This window comes from Shewanella sp. YLB-07 (assembly GCF_009377275.1).
In genome coordinates this window covers 1-17,422 of the sequence record NZ_VOQB01000001.1, presented here as the reverse complement: position 1 = coordinate 17,422, position 17,422 = coordinate 1, and the positions used below count along the sequence as shown (strand labels likewise).

The 17,422-nt window shown below is 43.9% G+C and carries 16 protein-coding genes; 3 read left to right on the top strand and 13 right to left on the bottom strand.

Translation table 11 applies throughout. The annotated features are described in order from the left end of the window. Positions 1-211: 211 nt before the first annotated feature. Positions 212-1,225, top strand: a complete 1,014-nt coding sequence (locus FS373_RS00080; RefSeq protein WP_144047666.1) for a LacI family DNA-binding transcriptional regulator — start codon at positions 212-214, stop codon at positions 1,223-1,225. A 109-nt stretch (positions 1,226-1,334) separates the two neighbouring features. Here FS373_RS00080 and FS373_RS00075 read toward each other — a convergent pair whose 3' ends face one another. Next, positions 1,335-1,673: a P-II family nitrogen regulator gene (locus FS373_RS00075; RefSeq protein ID WP_144047667.1), complete on the bottom strand. Its 339-nt coding sequence runs from the start codon at positions 1,671-1,673 to the stop codon at positions 1,335-1,337. 256 nt (positions 1,674-1,929) lie between these two features. Between FS373_RS00075 and FS373_RS00070 the strand changes: the two genes are divergently transcribed. Then, entirely contained in the window at positions 1,930-2,439 is a 510-nt protein-coding gene (locus FS373_RS00070; protein WP_144047668.1) for a GspH/FimT family pseudopilin, read from the top strand. A gap of 162 nt (positions 2,440-2,601) precedes the next feature. Beyond that, complete coding sequence (locus FS373_RS00065; RefSeq protein WP_144047669.1) at positions 2,602-3,108, top strand: GspH/FimT family pseudopilin; 507 nt, start codon at positions 2,602-2,604, stop codon at positions 3,106-3,108. A 2-nt stretch (positions 3,109-3,110) separates the two neighbouring features. Here FS373_RS00065 and FS373_RS00060 read toward each other — a convergent pair whose 3' ends face one another. The 12 genes from FS373_RS00060 to murJ all read right to left on the bottom strand — a co-directional run bounded on the left by FS373_RS00060 (position 3,111) and on the right by murJ (position 17,188). Then, positions 3,111-3,428: a TapY2 family type IVa secretion system protein gene (locus FS373_RS00060; RefSeq protein ID WP_144047670.1), complete on the bottom strand. Its 318-nt coding sequence runs from the start codon at positions 3,426-3,428 to the stop codon at positions 3,111-3,113. After that, positions 3,425-3,814, bottom strand: a complete 390-nt coding sequence (locus FS373_RS00055; RefSeq protein WP_144047671.1) for a type IV pilin protein — start codon at positions 3,812-3,814, stop codon at positions 3,425-3,427. Before FS373_RS00055 ends, FS373_RS00060 begins: the two co-directional genes overlap by 4 nt. A 28-nt stretch (positions 3,815-3,842) precedes the next feature. Then, positions 3,843-7,355 (bottom strand): pilus assembly protein, encoded by a 3,513-nt coding sequence (locus tag FS373_RS00050; RefSeq protein ID WP_152828825.1) that lies wholly within the window; start codon positions 7,353-7,355, stop codon positions 3,843-3,845. Between the two features lie 2 nt (positions 7,356-7,357). Continuing rightward, on the bottom strand, positions 7,358-7,789 hold the full coding sequence (locus tag FS373_RS00045; protein ID WP_144047672.1) for a pilus assembly PilX family protein: 432 nt from the start codon (positions 7,787-7,789) through the stop codon (positions 7,358-7,360). 8 nt (positions 7,790-7,797) lie between these two features. Then, positions 7,798-8,781: a PilW family protein gene (locus FS373_RS00040; protein ID WP_152828824.1), complete on the bottom strand. Its 984-nt coding sequence runs from the start codon at positions 8,779-8,781 to the stop codon at positions 7,798-7,800. A gap of 13 nt (positions 8,782-8,794) precedes the next feature. Further along, positions 8,795-9,361: a type IV pilus modification protein PilV gene (gene pilV, locus FS373_RS00035; RefSeq protein WP_144047673.1), complete on the bottom strand. Its 567-nt coding sequence runs from the start codon at positions 9,359-9,361 to the stop codon at positions 8,795-8,797. A gap of 242 nt (positions 9,362-9,603) precedes the next feature. Further along, a complete protein-coding gene (gene ispH / locus FS373_RS00030) occupies positions 9,604-10,551 on the bottom strand; it encodes a 4-hydroxy-3-methylbut-2-enyl diphosphate reductase (protein WP_144047674.1) in 948 nt (315 codons plus the stop codon). 3 nt (positions 10,552-10,554) lie between these two features. Further along, positions 10,555-10,977, bottom strand: coding sequence for an FKBP-type peptidyl-prolyl cis-trans isomerase (gene fkpB, locus FS373_RS00025; RefSeq protein WP_144047675.1), 423 nt, complete (start codon positions 10,975-10,977; stop codon positions 10,555-10,557). A gap of 5 nt (positions 10,978-10,982) precedes the next feature. Then, a complete protein-coding gene (gene lspA / locus FS373_RS00020; RefSeq protein ID WP_144047676.1) occupies positions 10,983-11,513 on the bottom strand; it encodes a signal peptidase II in 531 nt (176 codons plus the stop codon). A gap of 139 nt (positions 11,514-11,652) precedes the next feature. Continuing rightward, on the bottom strand, positions 11,653-14,475 hold the full coding sequence (gene ileS, locus FS373_RS00015; protein ID WP_152828823.1) for an isoleucine--tRNA ligase: 2,823 nt from the start codon (positions 14,473-14,475) through the stop codon (positions 11,653-11,655). A gap of 31 nt (positions 14,476-14,506) precedes the next feature. Further along, a complete protein-coding gene (gene ribF / locus FS373_RS00010; protein WP_144047678.1) occupies positions 14,507-15,442 on the bottom strand; it encodes a bifunctional riboflavin kinase/FAD synthetase in 936 nt (311 codons plus the stop codon). A 186-nt stretch (positions 15,443-15,628) separates the two neighbouring features. Continuing rightward, on the bottom strand, positions 15,629-17,188 hold the full coding sequence (murJ, locus tag FS373_RS00005; protein ID WP_152828822.1) for a murein biosynthesis integral membrane protein MurJ: 1,560 nt from the start codon (positions 17,186-17,188) through the stop codon (positions 15,629-15,631). Between the last annotated feature and the right edge of the window lie 234 nt (positions 17,189-17,422).

Here is a 17,422-nt window from a genome sequence, read left to right as displayed (position 1 = left end):
GATAAAAGTTGTTGTTATTAGTTATAAGAAAATTATTTTTATCAGAGATAAATTACATTTGCCGATTGCTAATTAAAGTAAAAGTTCGCACTATAGGCTGTAACAAAATGAAATAAAGTTCTTTGTAAACCTGATTATAAAAGACGTACATTCATCTTTACAAGTATTAGAACTTACCTATAACACACTGATAAAACGAGTGTTTAGTTGTATGAAAGTCACAATAAATGACGTAGCGAAGCATGCTGGTGTTTCAATTAAAACAGTTTCTCGAGTCACCAATAACGAGCCATCTGTAAAACAAGCAACCATAGATAAAGTCAATAAAGCCATTGCAGAGCTGGATTATCAACCTAATTTAGCGGCGAGAAACTTAGCAGGGACTAAGTCTTATGTCATTGGTTTTATCTATGATAATCCCAACGCTTATTATGTTATTGATATGCAAAATGGCATCCTGTCCTCATGCAAAGCACTTGGATACGAGCTACTCATTCATCCTTGCAATGCGAAGTCTGATAACATTTGCAATGAATTGACCACTATGGTGAAGCACGCAAGACTAGCAGGATTAGTCTTGACGCCTCCGCTTTCGGAAGACCCAAAAATCCTCCAAGCCTTGGACGAAATTGATGCCAATTATGTGCGAATCATTGCCGGAGAGAAAATCGATAGCAACACTGGGTTAGCCGTACTTGTGAATGATAAACATGGAGCCGTTTCAATCACACAGCATCTGATTGACTTAGGTCACAAGAACATCGCCTTTTTAAGTGGTGATCAACACCACGAATCTACCAAAGCACGTTTATCTGGTTATACCCAAGCGTTAAAGGATAATAACCTGGAGCTAGATGAACAAAACATTATTGAAGGCGAATATTCTTTCGAATCAGGTGTATCCGGTGCAAAGATTTTACTCAACAGGGTAAACAAACCTACCGCTATCGTTGCTTGTAACGATGAAATAGCCGCTGGAGCTTTATTTGCCGCACGCTTAGAAGGATTGGATATCCCTAAGGATATCTCTATCGTTGGTTTCGAAGATAGTCCGTTCTCTAGACAGACCTGGCCAAAACTGACGACAGTACATCAACCGAATCAAAAAATAGCCCAGATGGCGACTGAACTCTTAATTGCGAAAAGACGCTCGCAAAAGTCTGCACAGGCGAAGATATTCATACCAGAGCCAGTGATTAGAGACTCATCTTCGAAAGCGACATAGATTTTAGTCGCTAAAATATTAATTCCAATCGGAATAAGATCAAAAACGGCGTTGAAGGAAGCTCTTCAACGCCGTTTTTATAAATATCTACCAATGCTTATAAAGAGAGTTATACCGCCTCTTCGTTCTCTTCACCAGTACGGATCCTAATCACACGTTCAATCTCAGTGACAAAAATCTTACCATCACCAATCTTTCCTGTACGCGCCGTATCCACTATGACTTCAATGGCTCGGTCTAGCTGCTCATCTTGGATCACTAGCTCTATTTTAACCTTAGGTAAAAAGTCCACCATGTACTCGGCACCGCGATACAGTTCGGTGTGCCCTTTCTGTCGGCCAAAGCCTTTGACTTCAAGAACGGTCATGCCGGTAATGCCGATCTCAGCGAGAGATTCACGAACATCGTCCAGCTTAAATGGCTTAATAATTGCCTCGACCTTTTTCATCAAATGCTCCTTATAGGGTAGAAATTGCTTATCTGTATTATTGATCCAGCTTATCACGAGCTTGGAACTCACTAAAGTTAATATACCAATCAATCTCATGGAAGCAATTTCCTTTCCACTAAACAATAAAATTGCCTTACCATTTCTTCTAACCTAACTATACTTTCACTATTGGCCATAGATTTTATGTGATTGCAGGACGCAACACGGGCCTTTTAAAAGCAAATGTATCGAACTTATATTCAAAGGACTGAATATGAAAAAAAATAATGGTTTTACACTCGTCGAACTCATGACCACTCTAGTGATATCTACAACCTTAATCAGTATTGCAGTTCCAAACTTCAACTCCCTTTATGCACACTATCGAGCAGACTCATCCATTCGAGTCATTCAACAGACACTCCAAATGGCACGCAATAGCGCCATCAGTTACGGCGTACGCGTCACGGTTTGTCCCATAATAGAAAACCAGTGTAGCGACGACTGGACGATTGGCATTACCGTTTTCATTGACTCTGGAGCCAGTAATGTCATAGATGGTCAAGATGAAGTCCTGATGAAAACCGCCAGTTTCTACCATGAGGATTTTGTCACTTATAACCGTAGCGCCATCAGATTTCAAGCCGATGGCCTAGCTTCTGGCACCAACGGTACCTTAAAATATTGCCCATCGTCGACAAGAAGTGAATACTCGAAAGCAGTAATCATTAACCAATCAGGGAGAATCCGCTTCTCGAAAGCCGCTATCATCGAGTGCAGGTAATGGCTAAGTAGCAATAAAGTTTTAAGTAATAATACAAACAAACTGAAACAGTCAAAATACCCTTTGCAGCCAATATATTGGCTTTAAATAGTTGTTTTTTCGTGCTGTAAATAGACCTGTTCTCGCTTATACTTAATACTGTAATTGAGAGGAGAGAAAGTTATGCGACCGATACAAAATGGATTTACTTTAATTGAACTTATGGTGACACTCGTGGTTGCTATGCTCTTAGTCGGTGTCGGCGCGCCCTCCTTAAAAGCTATGTATGAAGGCTATCGAACTGATAGCCAAATACGTAAGGTTAATCAATCTTTACAGTTTGCGCGAAGCCACGCCGTTAGCTACGGCTCTAGAGTGACCATGTGCCCAATAGTATCAGGAAGCTGTAACGCAGACTGGAGTAAAGGGTTCAAAATATTTCTCGATAACGGCGCCCCAAATCAAATCGATGGCAACGACGAGGTGTTGACCGTAGTAGGTCCTTTTAATTCTAGCGATTTTGTTTCATTTGCCCCCAGCGCAATAAATTTCACTACCGATGGACTCACCAGTGCAGGCTTATTTATCTACTGTCCCGGTAGTAAGGTGAGTGATGAAACTATGGGTCTGCAAATTAATGCCTCTGGAACAGCAAGATTTAGCACAGCAACCAACCTAAACTGTAACTAAGCCTATCTTGCCGTCTCTTCATCTAGCTTTTGAGCTGCGCCTAATGTAAATGAAGCATCAAGCTCTACACACTCTTCAACGTCCTTGATATAAATACGCTTACCCGGGAGCTTTCTTGACGGCAATTTGGCCATGTTCCTTGTGAAATTCTTTACCTCCCATCTATAGAAAGCAATTTCATAACCCTTAGTCGTCTTCAAATAGCACTTATATTCAAGTTTTTCAGCTTTTTTATCATCCGCATTAACAGATGACGAGTTAACTAATAGTGCAAATGCAATAAAAGAAAATATTAAATATGTTAACTGTGACTTATTCATTCCCAACACTCCGCAGGTGACTTTTCTCCGATATCATTAATCTGAATAGTGATACATGCGCTATCTCGACTAGCCTGCTTCCCTTGAGCCGTTGCTACGACGATAAAGCTAGTCGTTCCTGTTGAATCTACGCTATATAATCCACTATCAATAACATAGGGATCTGCACCTAGGTTTAGATCATTCATATCTGTAGCATATTGCCTGTTATCCAGATAAAACTGCTCTTGTAGGTTGGCGACTCGCATTACCGCGGCTAAACCATCGGCTCGGCCTCCCTTAGCGACAAAGTCTGTATAAGTTGGATAGATCACAGCGGCTAAAATCCCCATAATAGCCACTGCAATCATCAACTCAATTAAACTAAAACCTTTAATTTTATTCATCCGATTTTCACTCATCATATTGCAATCATTACTCGTTAATATGGTAATAAATACGGTTCACACCTAACCCACCACCCACGCATTTTTCATCACCTGGAGGGCAACCATCACCGCCACCACCACCACCACCGTCAGCTTTTTTCATCTCATCACCGGCTGCACCGATGCCAATCAGGTACATATAGGAATCTCCATTTCCGTTCGGAGGAATAACCAATTGAGGGGTATCCGGCACTCTCTCTCCCATTTCAAGATATTCATGAGTATAGGAACGAGTCCCCTTATGAAGATCAAACCCATAAAGTCGTCCTACACCAGAGACTAGGCATTGAGTACTCGAAGCCGTGTCCCCGGGAACATATGAAGTAAAGAAAACTCGGCCTTCAATGATTGAAGCACCAGCCAGACTCTTCTCACCAACACCACCAAAACCATAATACCAGCCTCGCTTTAAACCGAAGCTGATATTATCAGCATCAGAGGAAGGGGCTGCTGATGTCACATTATAAAGATTAGCTAAAGTCAGTGTTTCCGGTACTTCATTACCGGGTGCCCCGTTGAATGAGCGGGATATGACATGTCGGTCCTGAAGCATGTAGAACATATCTGAGCGCGAAGTATCTGTCGGATGAGGCCTATGACCAGTGCCAACGACTACCGCATCATAAGCGACATTCTGATATGTTTTAGTTTTAGTCGTGGTTTCGCCAATAGTCACATCAACTTCAGACAGATTGGTGAATACCGTTTGTGCCACTGCAGGTTCTGAAAAAAATCGTCTATCAGAGGCTAAAGTTCCACCGCCAAGGTCGGCAAACTTAAATACTGTCCATGGATTAGTCGAGTCTTTAGGGCTGCCGCTAGGCAGATCCATACGCCAAACATTACCACCTGTATCGGTCGCATATATTCTGTCGGTTAATCGGTCACCATTGGCATCTAACACAGCGACAGAGTTAGGGATACTGTCGCTAATCCCAGGCATCTGGGTCATTTTGGTGTCTGAAGTAGGTCCAAAAGCGTGTACTAACACTCCTGTTTTAGCATCGACAATAAATACACCGCGACCTTGCGCATCAGGTAAACCGACAGCAGCAGGATCTTTTGATGAAGGAGAATAACCTGCACCAAAAATAAGTACAGGTGAAGCAGTTTCCGGATCGGTATTACCTATTGGCCAGCCTGGGATAAGGGTAATAACAGGTTCTGACCAAGTTTGACCAAGCTCACTCATGCCTGCACTATCTGAATCAATTTTCCACATATAACTAGGAGAATCAGGACTAGTAATATCGATAGCATAGTAAGACTTGCCTCCACGGCGCATCCCTGTAAATACCCAAGCCTTCTCTATTCCGCCTGAGCCCGTTTTCACATAGGCCACTGGAGGGCTATCCATCCCATAGACTGAGTGTACTCCGGTGGGAACATTCGCTCGTAATTCGACTAAATTAGGTAACAACTCATAGGGCATAAATGCCCATGACTCAGCGACTGAATCTCCCGAGTCCTTAAACATATGTAAGAAGCCATGATTTGTCCCCACCAATATTCGCAGGTCAGGTGATGATGAGCTTCCGAAGTTAATGGCCAACGGCTTTGAGTGCAGCGGATCACCTAGTACATCGTCACGAATATCACTGGTGCTATTGTCGTTGTCATCATCGTCTACATCTTTACCTTTAGCCCAATCAAATAGCTTATTGAGTTCAGTGCTATTAACTCCCATATACGCAGCTAATGCACTGTCGCCGCCAGCAGCACTGGAAGCATTACTTTTTGTGAGTGATTTTAACGAGCCACCTGTACCTAAGTTACCATAAAGTGTCCTTACAGCAGCCCCCCTCAAAGTATGTGCGGCTCCGCCGACTCGGACATCATTACCATCACCTCCTCCACTAGAACCTGAGCAGACTGAATTTGGGGTCCAATATGAGCACGAGGATGCTTTAAGGTTACCGTCTGTACCTATTGCAAGGGCACCATTTTTATCGACGATATCACCACTACCTGTCACCCTAAACTTCTTGATATTGCCCATCCAACGAGGTCCTTTATTGGGCAAGAACATGGCGTAGTAAACAGAATCAAATGTTTGAGTTCTATCGAAGTTATTACTTGCAATGGAAGGTGAAGTGAAGCTCGCATTGACCTCTAAAATCTGTGAGAAAACTTGTGAGAGTGCACTTTGCAATTGAGTCGCATCCTTTGCAGCAAAGTATGCACCTCCGCCTAAGTCTGCCGTTTTCTTCAATATGGGAGCAGCGTCATCGGCACCATCACTAAATCCGATGGTAAAAGTACTAACAAATTGATCACCCTCTAAATTTGTGTTCACATCCTTGCGATTTAATATACTCGCAAGTGCAGGAAGGTAACTACCATCCTCCCTATCGGCTGAGCGATAACCAGACATATTCTTAACAAGACTATTCGCTGCCGAATCACGAGTAGGAGAACCATCGGTAACATAAACGACATAAGAGCGATTCGAACACTGAGTTTCACCAAATGGAGAGATATAATAGTTACCATCCTCGACACTTCTATCTCGTTCTGGATTTAAACTTCCTGCTTCTTTAGCAAACTTAACCTTACCCCCAGAAAAGTAACGATAGGCCTCATACAAGGTTTCACAAAGCGGTGTCCAAGTATCAGCATCTAAATTATTAATCGTTTCAACTAATGTCTTTTTACTGGCTGCATTTCGTCTCTGTATTCCTGAGATTATGCGCCCACCATCACTAGTTCGACCTGTATTATAATTAAATACCGATAATCCAAAATCAACACTGGGTGTCGTGACAACAGTGTCTTCCATGACTCGCTTGGCAATTTCCATTCGAGTCGTCCAGCGCTTACTTTTCGTGCTGTGATACCAATCAATATAAGTTTGTGTGTAAAAAGTAACAGATTTACCTATACCAAACTTTGTCAGAAATGCTTTATCAAGAGCTGCGGTTTTATCTGAAGATGATGAACTGCTAGTTACATTGGTATAAGGAATTGGCGAAGATTTCGAACCTAAACTGTCTACAGGAAAACCATCGAAAATCCCAGTAGCATTGCTGAATTGTAAAGCTGCAGCATCTTCGAAATCTTCGAAGCAATCCACATGTGAAACTATACTGCCTAGCTCATCGGGTAACTCTGTCCAGGTACCATTTTCACCTGTAAAGCCATATTCCCTAATAAAACCGGTAAAAAAACCATAAGATTCCAGATATACTTTTGACGTTTTACAACCATTTACACTTTGGAGAATATAGTTATTACTATCGACTTCCGGAACCCCAACACCACCTTTACTGTAATAGAGTTTTGTCGAATCATTGACGGTTTCTCCGCGATCGTAAAAAGTCTCCGTATACTCACTCGTATCCATGCTTCCAGAATTATCGAAGATTATCAGAACCTGCGGTCTTGCACCGGAACGTGCTGATGACTCAAATACATAGAGTTCAGTATCATCTCCATGAGTCACTCCCGATATCATGCCTAAACCCACGATAACGGCACATAGAAAACGTTTAATCCACATAACTAACTCCCGGTTAATACTTCCTGTTCAACGCCAGCGACGACGGTCAATTGCCCCAAATTTTTCTTACCAAATGTTGCAACGCTGGAAACCTCTATCCGTCTACAACTTACTAGATTCGCCGAGCTAGCTTTTGTGCTTCTCTGGCAGTTAACATCTCCATCAGCTAAGGGACTTAGAGTATTAGTAACCCCTAAAGCCGCGTCAACCACTGTCATAGTGCCGGCTATGTTAGCCATGGTTGCCCCTTGGTTATTTGCTACCACCCTATCTTGTGCTCCTTGAGCAGCAGACATGGCTTCGACACGTTCTGAGCCGGCACCAGCCATCTTCATCGACTGGCTAGAATTAACGGCGAGTGCAACGCCAATAACGGTCATGATGATCAGTATTATCAAGGAGAAAAAAAGTACCATACCTTCTTGTTTCTTCATGATTTCCCCTAGTTCCTTATCAATACCGGATTTTCGAGTACTATGGTGGTTGAAACCACCTTTCTTCTATAATGGTCATTAGCGGCAGCGATGATTTTGTCACCCAACTGATAACGGGACTCGCTAGTAAAATTTCGATCCTCATCGACTGATCTGACTAATATGAATATCCTCAGGGCTACGAGACGTTGAAATAACTCGTTATCCCACATTAAATTAGTGACATTTTGTACAGGCATAAAACTATCGGCGGTATCATCACCATCGTTATCGAAACCATAGAGCACTCGAATATTCTCGATCCCCTCCACAAGTTGTTCGTAACTGCCCGAAGTTTTCATACCACCATTTCTCAGCACGCGGCGTCGCAGTACCGGGACTCCATCGTCTTCCTGTATATAGTAAATATGATGTTGATACTCCCAGAAGCGACCGTTGTTCATCGCCGGGGTGACTTGGTCACCGCTGAAAATTACCGCCTGGTTTGCAGTAGTCCCCATGTAATAGCGATTATTATCATTAGGCACTGCAACAGAAGGGCCGACTAATCGTTTGATCTGTAAAACATCTGTCGAAGTCAAAACCCCAGTCAAACAGGCAAACGACTCGAGTGAAGCCCCTTCTTCATACCCCCAAAGTCGCCGAAAATGAGCCGGATTATTATTTGGCAGACTCGCGTTATTAGCCCCCCCCCCGATGCAATCATTGCCGGCGGGAATGGCAACAGCATTGATCTGGGTATTAGTCCCTATAATAAAATCGGTACCTGTCATATCCGCCATGAAACCAAGCTGACTAATATCACGCTCCATCAAAGCCAGCGCAATGCGGCCATTCTCCTGCAACTGATTAAATTGACTGGTCGTTATCACATTCGTGGCCGACATATTAAACATTGAAAACAGGCCAGCACTTAAAAACAGTGAGATAACCATAGCTACCATCAACTCCACTAAAGATAAGCCTTGCTGAACTTTTAATTTATTACTCATAAAATTAACCAAACTAGATAATCACCGTACTGATTGAATAGGCTCTTCTGCGTTTGTTTGCTGTGCCGCAAGATTTAACAAAATCTGCAGCGTTGGCTGCACCATCGGAAACAGCACGAATTCCTCTCCAGGTCATCACAACTAATACGTCACCAGTACCTGATACCTGGATACAGGCAGTCGGAGTGTCCAAACCACCAATAGAGCGGGTACCTTTGGTTTCACCCACCCCATTCATCGACTGCTCCCAGCCGTATAAATCCCATGCACGAGTCTGAACATTCGTACAGGTGATGCCTGCATTGCCACCGCCAACATTAAGAGCAACATCACAAGACTGACTGGGTTCAGACAGATTGCCGGCATAAGTACCTGCATAGCCAACTAACTGGCTTCTATTGAGCTTCATTCGATTGATAATATCGATGGCATAATAGGATGCTTGTGTCTGTTGGAAAGATTCGAAGCTGCCTCTCTTGGCAACCAGATGTAAATTAAAAATACCAATCAAGCCAATCACGAGAATGACTAATGAGACTAAAACTTCAACAAGTGAGAATCCGTTGGATTTATGATTCATTAGCGTCAAACTCCCTTCAATCGCCACATATTTGACGCTTTAATTGATAACTTACCTGTTATAAATCTGTAAGTTAGCATTCTAAACTATGATATAGGTTAATCATAGTTTAGTCGAATGTTGCCCGCTAGTAATATTAGTGTCTAAGAATGCTACTTGTTAGACTCTACGTAAATTTCAGACCATAAAAAAGGAGGCCTAAGCCTCCTTTTTTATGGTAACCATCAGTTTTTCTGTGGTTTCTATCTCAGCTCCGCAGGCACAGCAAAGACGGTATCTTCTTTGCGCCCCTCGACTTCTGTTATCACGCTTGGTGCTAACTCGGCAATAGCATCAATAACTTGCTTAACCAGTACTTCAGGAGCCGATGCACCCGCAGTTACCGCCACTTTAGTCACATTAGTGAACCAAGTCGCGTTTATATCATCTGCATTGTCTACCAGATGCGCTTCTGTGCCACGCTTCTGAGCCAGCTCTCTTAGACGATTCGAGTTAGAACTATTTTGTGACCCTACAACAATAAACAGATCTACATCATCGGCTACGTTACGAACCGCATCCTGTCTATTTTGTGTGGCATAACAGATATCATCTTTACGCGGCCCTTCGATAGATGGGAATCGCTTCTGCAACGCAGCTATGACACCAGCAGTGTCATCCATAGACAGGGTAGTTTGAGTGACGAAACACAAATTATCTGGGTTTTTAACCACAAGAGACTCGACATCTGCTGGTGATTCGACCAGCAATACGCCCCCTTTAGGGTTATCGTACTGACCCATGGTGCCTTCAACCTCCGGGTGTCCGGCATGCCCAATAAGGATACATTCGACTCCTTTACGACTGGCCCGAGTGACCTGAAGATGAACCTTAGTTACCAGAGGGCAAGTCGCATCGAACACCTTAAGGCCGCGACGCTTAGCTTCGGCTCTCACAGCCTGTGATACACCATGTGCACTAAAGATAACAATACTGTCATCGGGGACCTGATCCAGTTCCTCGACAAATACGGCGCCGCGCTCTTTAAGATTCTCGACCACATAACGGTTATGCACCACTTCATGACGAACATAGATAGGTGGAGAAAACAGCTCGAGTGCACGCTCGACTATGCTGATGGCTCTATCGACACCGGCACAGAAGCCTCTGGGATTGGCAAGTTTTATCTGTAGACTATTTGCTTTATTCATACACTAAAGTACCTGTATCACTTCTAGCTCAAACGTAAGTACCTGACCCGCTAAAGGATGATTAAGATCGACCGTCACCGAATCACCAGCCACTTCACGAACTATGCCAGGGATCTCACTGCCACCCGGCCCACCGAAACTCACAATAACACCAGGTTCGAGTTCCATATCCCCGGGAAACTTACTTCTATCCATATAATGAATTGCATCTGGATTAGACTCACCAAAGGCATCGACAGCTTCTAGGGTGAAGCTATGGCTATCACCCTCTTCCAAGGAGTTTATCTGTGCCTCAAAAGCCGGGCTTAAACTTTCATCACCGATATTAAGCCTCGCAGGTTTACCAGAAGCCTTGGTGCTATCGGCGGTAGAGCCATCTTCAAGCACGATATTCATATGACATAAAATAGAACGTACATCAGTCAATTCAATTACTCCTTTGCAGCACTTTTTTCATCTTGCGCTTTTTTCTGTTTCTCGAGGCGATCTGAGATAAATGAGTCCACAATAATAAGTGCAGCTCCGACACAAATTGCAGAATCTGCAATATTAAACGCTGGAAAGTGACTCTTATTCCAATAAAAATCCAAGAAATCGACCACGTATCCATGTTGCAGGCGATCGATAAGATTACCTAAGGCACCACCGATAACTAAAGTATAGGCAAGATTGAGTCGCCACATCTGCGCTGGCTGTTTTCTCAACCAGAACGTCAGCAAGGCGCTAAAGCCCACTGCGATAAAGGTAAATAACCATTTCTGCCAACCACCGGCATCACTCAAGAAACTGAATGCTGCCCCATAGTTACGCACATAGGTAAAATTAAACACAGATAATAGCTGTACAGACTCATAAAGATCAAAGTTAGCTAAGACCCATTGCTTAGAGACTTGATCGGCAATAAATACCAGTACAACCACCCAGTACCAGCGTATACCGCTCTCTTTCCAATTAGTTGGCATAGGGCCTTCCTCTTAAAAAAAATGACGCATAGCAGCGTCACTTTCCATAGTTCAAATATATAATGCAGCTGAAATACTCAAGCCACTGTCCATCAAAGTATTAAGCCTGACACATTTATCAGGCTCTTAGCATAGCAAGTTAGGCAAACTGACGAACTTCACCCTCGCCTTCGATGTTAGTAACACAACGAGTACAAAGAGTTGGATGTGCTTCAACCTGAGCAACGTCTTCCCTGTGATGCCAGCAGCGCTCACATTTTGCAGCTTCAGACTTCGACCAGCCAAGTTTAAGCGATGCAAGCTCAGTTTCAATCGCATCATTTGGCGCTGCTGATAAAGCAAGTACTTGTGTCTTAGACGTCAGCAGAACGAATCTTAACTCATCACCCAGACTGTTTAGCGCTATAGATAACGCTTCATCGGCATATAGGGTGATCTCAGCTTCCAATGAACCACCGATCAGCTTTTCACGTCTGGCTTGCTCAATAACCTTGTTGACTTCACCACGGACGCTAAGCAACTGCTCCCACAACCCATCACTAAGATCTGACTCTAGAGTTACCGACTTAAGTCCATCGAACCACTCTTGAGTAAATACATAAGCATCTCGCTCACCAGGAAGTAGCTTCCAGATCTCATCGGCTGTGAAAGATAGAATAGGTGCGATCCAACGTACCATAGCCTCAGAAATCAAATAAAGTGCAGTCTGGCAACTACGACGTGCATGACTATCGCCTTTAGCCGTGTACTGTCTATCCTTGATGATATCGAGATAGAAACTACCTAACTCAACCGAACAGAACTGCATTAGCTTCTGGGTCACGGTGTGGAAGTTATACTGCTCGTAGGCTTCCAGCAACTCCTCCTGCAAAGCTGCAGCGCGACGTACCACCCAACGATCCAGGGCAACCATATCTTCAATGGCTACCGCGTCTTTTACCGGATCGAAACCATTGATGTTAGCTAACAAGAAACGCGTAGTATTACGAATTCGACGATAGGAATCGGCGCTACGCTTGAGGATCTCATCAGAAACCGTCATCTCACCGCTATAATCAGTGCCAGCAACCCAGAGGCGTAAAATATCTGCACCTAGCTTATTGGTGATAGTTTGCGGAGCAATCACATTGCCCACAGATTTTGACATCTTACGGCCTTTGCCGTCGACGGTGAATCCATGAGTAAGCACTTGCTTATATGGCGCTTTACCATTCATCGCAGTCGATATCATCAAAGATGACATAAACCAGCCACGATGCTGATCGCTGCCTTCCAGATAAAGATCTATACCGTGCCCCTGATATTCAGGGCGAGCAGCAACGACCGATGAGAATGAAGAACCAGAGTCAAACCAGACATCTAAGGTGTCAGTCACCTTACGGTATTGGTCTGCTTCGTCACCCAGAAGCTCTGCCGCATCAAGATCCCACCAGGCTTGAATGCCCTTCTGTTCGATCTTGTTAGCAACGCGCTCCATCAAGGAGATGCTATCAGGATGCAAGTCTTCGGTTTCACGGTGAACGAACAAAGTAATAGGAACGCCCCAGGTACGCTGACGCGAGATACACCAATCCGGACGGTTCTCTACCATTTTCTCGATTCGGCTCTGACCCCAATCAGGGATCCATTTAGTCTTCTCGATTTCGCCCAAAGCTTGCTTTCTCAGGCCTTTGTTGTCCATAGAGATAAACCACTGAGGTGTCGCTCTAAAGATAATAGGAGTCTTGTGTCTCCAACAATGAGGATAACTGTGAAGAATACTCTCGTGCTTGATTAAGGCGCCCTTCTCTTCAAGAAGAGTCACCACATTCGCATTGGCTTTAAATACGTGCTGTCCAGCAAAAATTTCAGTGTCTGACTTATAAACGCCATTATCGCCGACTGGATTAGCAACTTCTAAACCATATTTCAGACCAATAATGAAATCGTCTTGACCGTGACCCGGTGCAGTATGAACAATACCCGTACCCGAATCGACAGTGACATGGTCGCCTAAGATAACTGGCACATCGAAGCCATAGAAAGGATGGTTAAAGCGTAAAAGCTCTAATTCTTGGCCTTTAACTTGAGCTAATACCTTATGAGAATCGACCCCATAACGCTCCATACAAGACTCTACAAGTGCCTCAGCTAAGATAATGACTCTGGTAGCATCGTCTTTAACAAACTCAACCAGTGAATAGTCAATATCCGCTGCGATTGAAAGTGCGCGGTTTGCAGGTAAGGTCCAAGGGGTCGTAGTCCAGATAACCATAGAGACATCAGTTTCAATCTCGACGTCACCAAACTTCGCCAGCAGTGCTGCTTTATCTGTTGCAACAAAAGCAACATCGATAGCCGGAGACTTCTTATCTTCATATTCAACTTCAGCTTCTGCTAGTGCCGAACCACAATCGGTACACCAATGCACGGGCTTGACACCTTTATGCAAGTGACCACTTTCGATCACCTTAGACAGTGAGCGCACTATGTTGGCTTCGGTACCGAAATCCATAGTCAGATAAGGTTTATACCAATCGGCAAACACCCCGAGACGGATAAAACCATCACGTTGACCATCGACTTGCTTAGCCGCATATTCACGACACTTCTCGCGGAATTCGCTAGCGGTAACCTTATGACCAGGCTTACCCACTTTCTGCTCAACTTTTAGCTCGATAGGTAGACCATGACAATCCCAGCCCGGAATATAAGGCGCATCGAAACCGGATAGCGTCTTAGATTTTACAATAATATCTTTGAGGATCTTATTAACTGAGTGACCGATATGAATATCGCCGTTGGCATAAGGAGGACCATCATGCAAAATAAATGGTGTACGGCCAATACGGCTATCACGGATCTTTTGATACAGCCCGTCTGCTGCCCAGGATTTCAACATCTCTGGCTCACGATTAGCCAGATTACCACGCATCGGAAACTCAGTTTCCGGCAAATTCAAAGTAGATTTATAGTCGCTCATTGATCCTATACCATTAATTTTAGCCAAGCAGTTAGCCTGCATCATTGCCAAGCAGAGCCTTGGCTTTGTCAGCGTCATTGTTAATTTGTTTTTTCAGCGCATCCAATGATTTGAATGGCTGTTCATCTCTAATCTTAGCAACCAACTCAACTTCGACGGTACGACCATAAAGATCATCATCAAAATCAAACAGGTGTACTTCTAACTGACAGACCTGACCATTTACTGTCGGTCTAAAACCCACATTGGCCACGCCATCATAAATATCACTGTCATCCCAATACATCTTAACGGCAAATACCCCCCTAACTGGAGACACTTGACGTTTAAGCGCTATATTGGCAGTAGGAAAGCCTAAAGTCCTGCCGAGTTTTTCCCCATGGGCAACTTTACCACACAAGGTAAAAGGATGGCCGAGTAGACGCCTTGCTTGTTCCAAGTTGCCTTTCGCCAACTGATTTCTAATCTCGGTGGAGCTGACTCGTTTGTCGCCTAAAACGAAACTTTGGGTACTCACCACGGCAAACTGGTGTTTTTCTCCTGCCGATTGAAGCATCTTAAAGTTACCTTTGCGCTGCTTACCGAAGCAAAAGTCATCCCCTATGACCAGGTACTTAACCCCAAGGGACTCAACCAATAATTTGTCGATAAAGTCCTGCGCCGATAGATCAGCAAAATTAGCATTGAAGTTAATGCATACTAACCTGTCGATCCCCAACTCTTCGAGTAAAATAATTTTATCTCTGAGAGTACTGAGCCTAGCTGGCGCATTATCACCTCTGAACATCTCTTGCGGCTGAGGCTCAAACGTCATCAAGGTTGCGGGGACATTTAACTGTCTCGCCTTCTTGACTAACTTAGCGATGACTTCAGCATGGCCTCGATGCACGCCATCAAAATTGCCGATAGTGAGAACACAACCGTGATGTGCAGGTAAAATATTGTGTATACCGCGGATTAGTTCCATTACATTACATAACTAGCAGGCCTGAGTGGGCGGATTATATACCAGCTGAAGAGGATAATCAGCAAGGATCTTTCCCTGAGATAATTGATGTCGATTTTAATAAACAATCAAAGAGTAAAATGCCTCCAAAATTAAGGAGGCATTTAACGGCTCGCTGGACTCAATGTCTGACATGAATTCACAGAATTACAAGCCAGTTTTTATTTTCCAGGGCCTGACTCCAAAAATCACCAGAGTGATAAGGTAGCTAGCTCCACCTCCCCCTATGAGTAATAGCAAGGTCGAGGCTCGTTCATGAAACACCTGTCCTACCCACACTTCTTGGGACGGAAGAAAGGACAGCAGTAAACCGACCATGACACCACAAGACAACAGCGCCTTGATAAAGAAAAAACCAGTTTGCCTACTCACTCTATAGACACCAGCCTTATGCAGGCCACGATAAAGTAAACCCGCATTGAGTAGTGCAGACATCGAAGTTGCCATGGCTAAACCGACATAACCAAAGGGAAAAGCAAGGATCAGGTTAAACACCATATTGCTGACCATAGCTATGATGCCATAGCGTACCGGTGTCCTAGTGTCTTGCCTCGAATAGTAACCAGGCGCCAACACCTTAATCAACATGAAGCTCAGTAAGCCACAGCCGTAAGCCACTAAGCTATATGACGCCATTTCAACATGATGCAGAGTAAACTCACCACGCATAAACAACACCATCAACATAGGTTTAGCCAGCACAATCAAACCACACATGGCAGGCATCCCCAGAAATAAGATGGCTTTCACCCCCCAATCCATGGTGGACTCAAACCCCTTGCCTTCGGCATTGATATGCTTCTTAGACAGAGCCGGCAAAATAACCGTTGCGATTGCGATACCAAACAAACCTAGGGGGAACTCGAGCAAGCGATCGGCATAATAGAGATAACTGATAGAGCCCGTCATCAGAAAGCTGGCAATGAAAGTATCTAATAACAGGTTTATCTGAGAGACAGACACACCAAAGAGTGCAGGTATCATCAAGGTACGAATTTTAGTCACACCAGGGTGTTTCCAACCCCAGCTGGGTTTGACTAAGGCTTTTTCTTTTAAGAGAAAAGGGATTTGAAACAAAAACTGAATTAAACCACCAACAAATACACCAATAGCCAGTCCAATCTCGGCCTGTTCCATACGAGGTGCGAGAAAGATAGCGGCACCGATAATGGCGATATTTAAAAATACCGGCGTAAATGCCGACACGGCGAATCGCCCTCGGCTGTTTAAAATAGAGCCAGCAAGGGCGGTAAAGGTAATAAACCAGAGATAGGGAAAAGTTATCTTCAACATCAAGGATGCTAACTCAAATTTAGCCCCATCAGGCTCTCCATTCATCCAGGCAAGAAACCAGCCGCCACCGAAAAGCGCCGTTAATACCGGAGAAGCGATAACACCAACTAGCGTAACCACAGTAATGATAACGCCTAATGTCCCCGCGACCTTAGACAGTAGGTCTCTAATCTCTTCGGAAGTCTGTTTCTGTTGATATTCAGTTAAAACCGGAACGAATGCCTGAGCAAAAGCACCTTCAGCGAAAAGACGTCTTAGAAAATTTGGAATTTTATTAGCGAAGAAAAAAACATCAGCGCTGGTTCCAGCACCCATAAGATTGGCGATAACCACATCTCTGACTAAACCCAACACACGAGAAATCAACGTCATAGCACTCACTATCATGCCTGACTTAAATAAAGCTTTACTCAAAACACCCCCTGATCTGAGCGGTACATTTCAGGCGAGTAGTCTCAAGAATTGATTTTCCCCCTGTCACTGGCTAACAATTACTGCTAGAATTGCGCACCATATTACACGAGTTAGGTTGAAGATAGCCAAGTCTGGTTGGATTAATTTATCTTTAAGATAAAGATTCAATCATTGTCATTGACAAAATGACAAAAAAGAGGCATATTCCCGACCTTTAAAATATCTAACCCTATT

What these genes read in the sequence shown, in the direction of transcription:
- lspA (WP_144047676.1), bottom strand. Translation starts at nt 11,513, where the DNA reads ATGCCAACTAATTGGAAAGAGAGCGGTATACGCTGGTACTGGGTGGTT.
- FS373_RS00055 (WP_144047671.1), bottom strand. Translation starts at nt 3,814, where the DNA reads ATGAATAAAATTAAAGGTTTTAGTTTAATTGAGTTGATGATTGCAGTG.
- ispH (WP_144047674.1), bottom strand. Translation starts at nt 10,551, where the DNA reads ATGAATAAAGCAAATAGTCTACAGATAAAACTTGCCAATCCCAGAGGC.
- FS373_RS00065 (WP_144047669.1), top strand. Translation starts at nt 2,602, where the DNA reads ATGCGACCGATACAAAATGGATTTACTTTAATTGAACTTATGGTGACA.
- FS373_RS00070 (WP_144047668.1), top strand. Translation starts at nt 1,930, where the DNA reads ATGAAAAAAAATAATGGTTTTACACTCGTCGAACTCATGACCACTCTA.
- ribF (WP_144047678.1), bottom strand. Translation starts at nt 15,442, where the DNA reads ATGGAACTAATCCGCGGTATACACAATATTTTACCTGCACATCACGGT.
- FS373_RS00040 (WP_152828824.1), bottom strand. Translation starts at nt 8,781, where the DNA reads ATGAGTAATAAATTAAAAGTTCAGCAAGGCTTATCTTTAGTGGAGTTG.
- FS373_RS00045 (WP_144047672.1), bottom strand. Translation starts at nt 7,789, where the DNA reads ATGAAGAAACAAGAAGGTATGGTACTTTTTTTCTCCTTGATAATACTG.
- pilV (WP_144047673.1), bottom strand. Translation starts at nt 9,361, where the DNA reads ATGAATCATAAATCCAACGGATTCTCACTTGTTGAAGTTTTAGTCTCA.
- FS373_RS00060 (WP_144047670.1), bottom strand. Translation starts at nt 3,428, where the DNA reads ATGAATAAGTCACAGTTAACATATTTAATATTTTCTTTTATTGCATTT.
- FS373_RS00050 (WP_152828825.1), bottom strand. Translation starts at nt 7,355, where the DNA reads ATGTGGATTAAACGTTTTCTATGTGCCGTTATCGTGGGTTTAGGCATG.
- ileS (WP_152828823.1), bottom strand. Translation starts at nt 14,475, where the DNA reads ATGAGCGACTATAAATCTACTTTGAATTTGCCGGAAACTGAGTTTCCG.
- FS373_RS00080 (WP_144047666.1), top strand. Translation starts at nt 212, where the DNA reads ATGAAAGTCACAATAAATGACGTAGCGAAGCATGCTGGTGTTTCAATT.
- FS373_RS00075 (WP_144047667.1), bottom strand. Translation starts at nt 1,673, where the DNA reads ATGAAAAAGGTCGAGGCAATTATTAAGCCATTTAAGCTGGACGATGTT.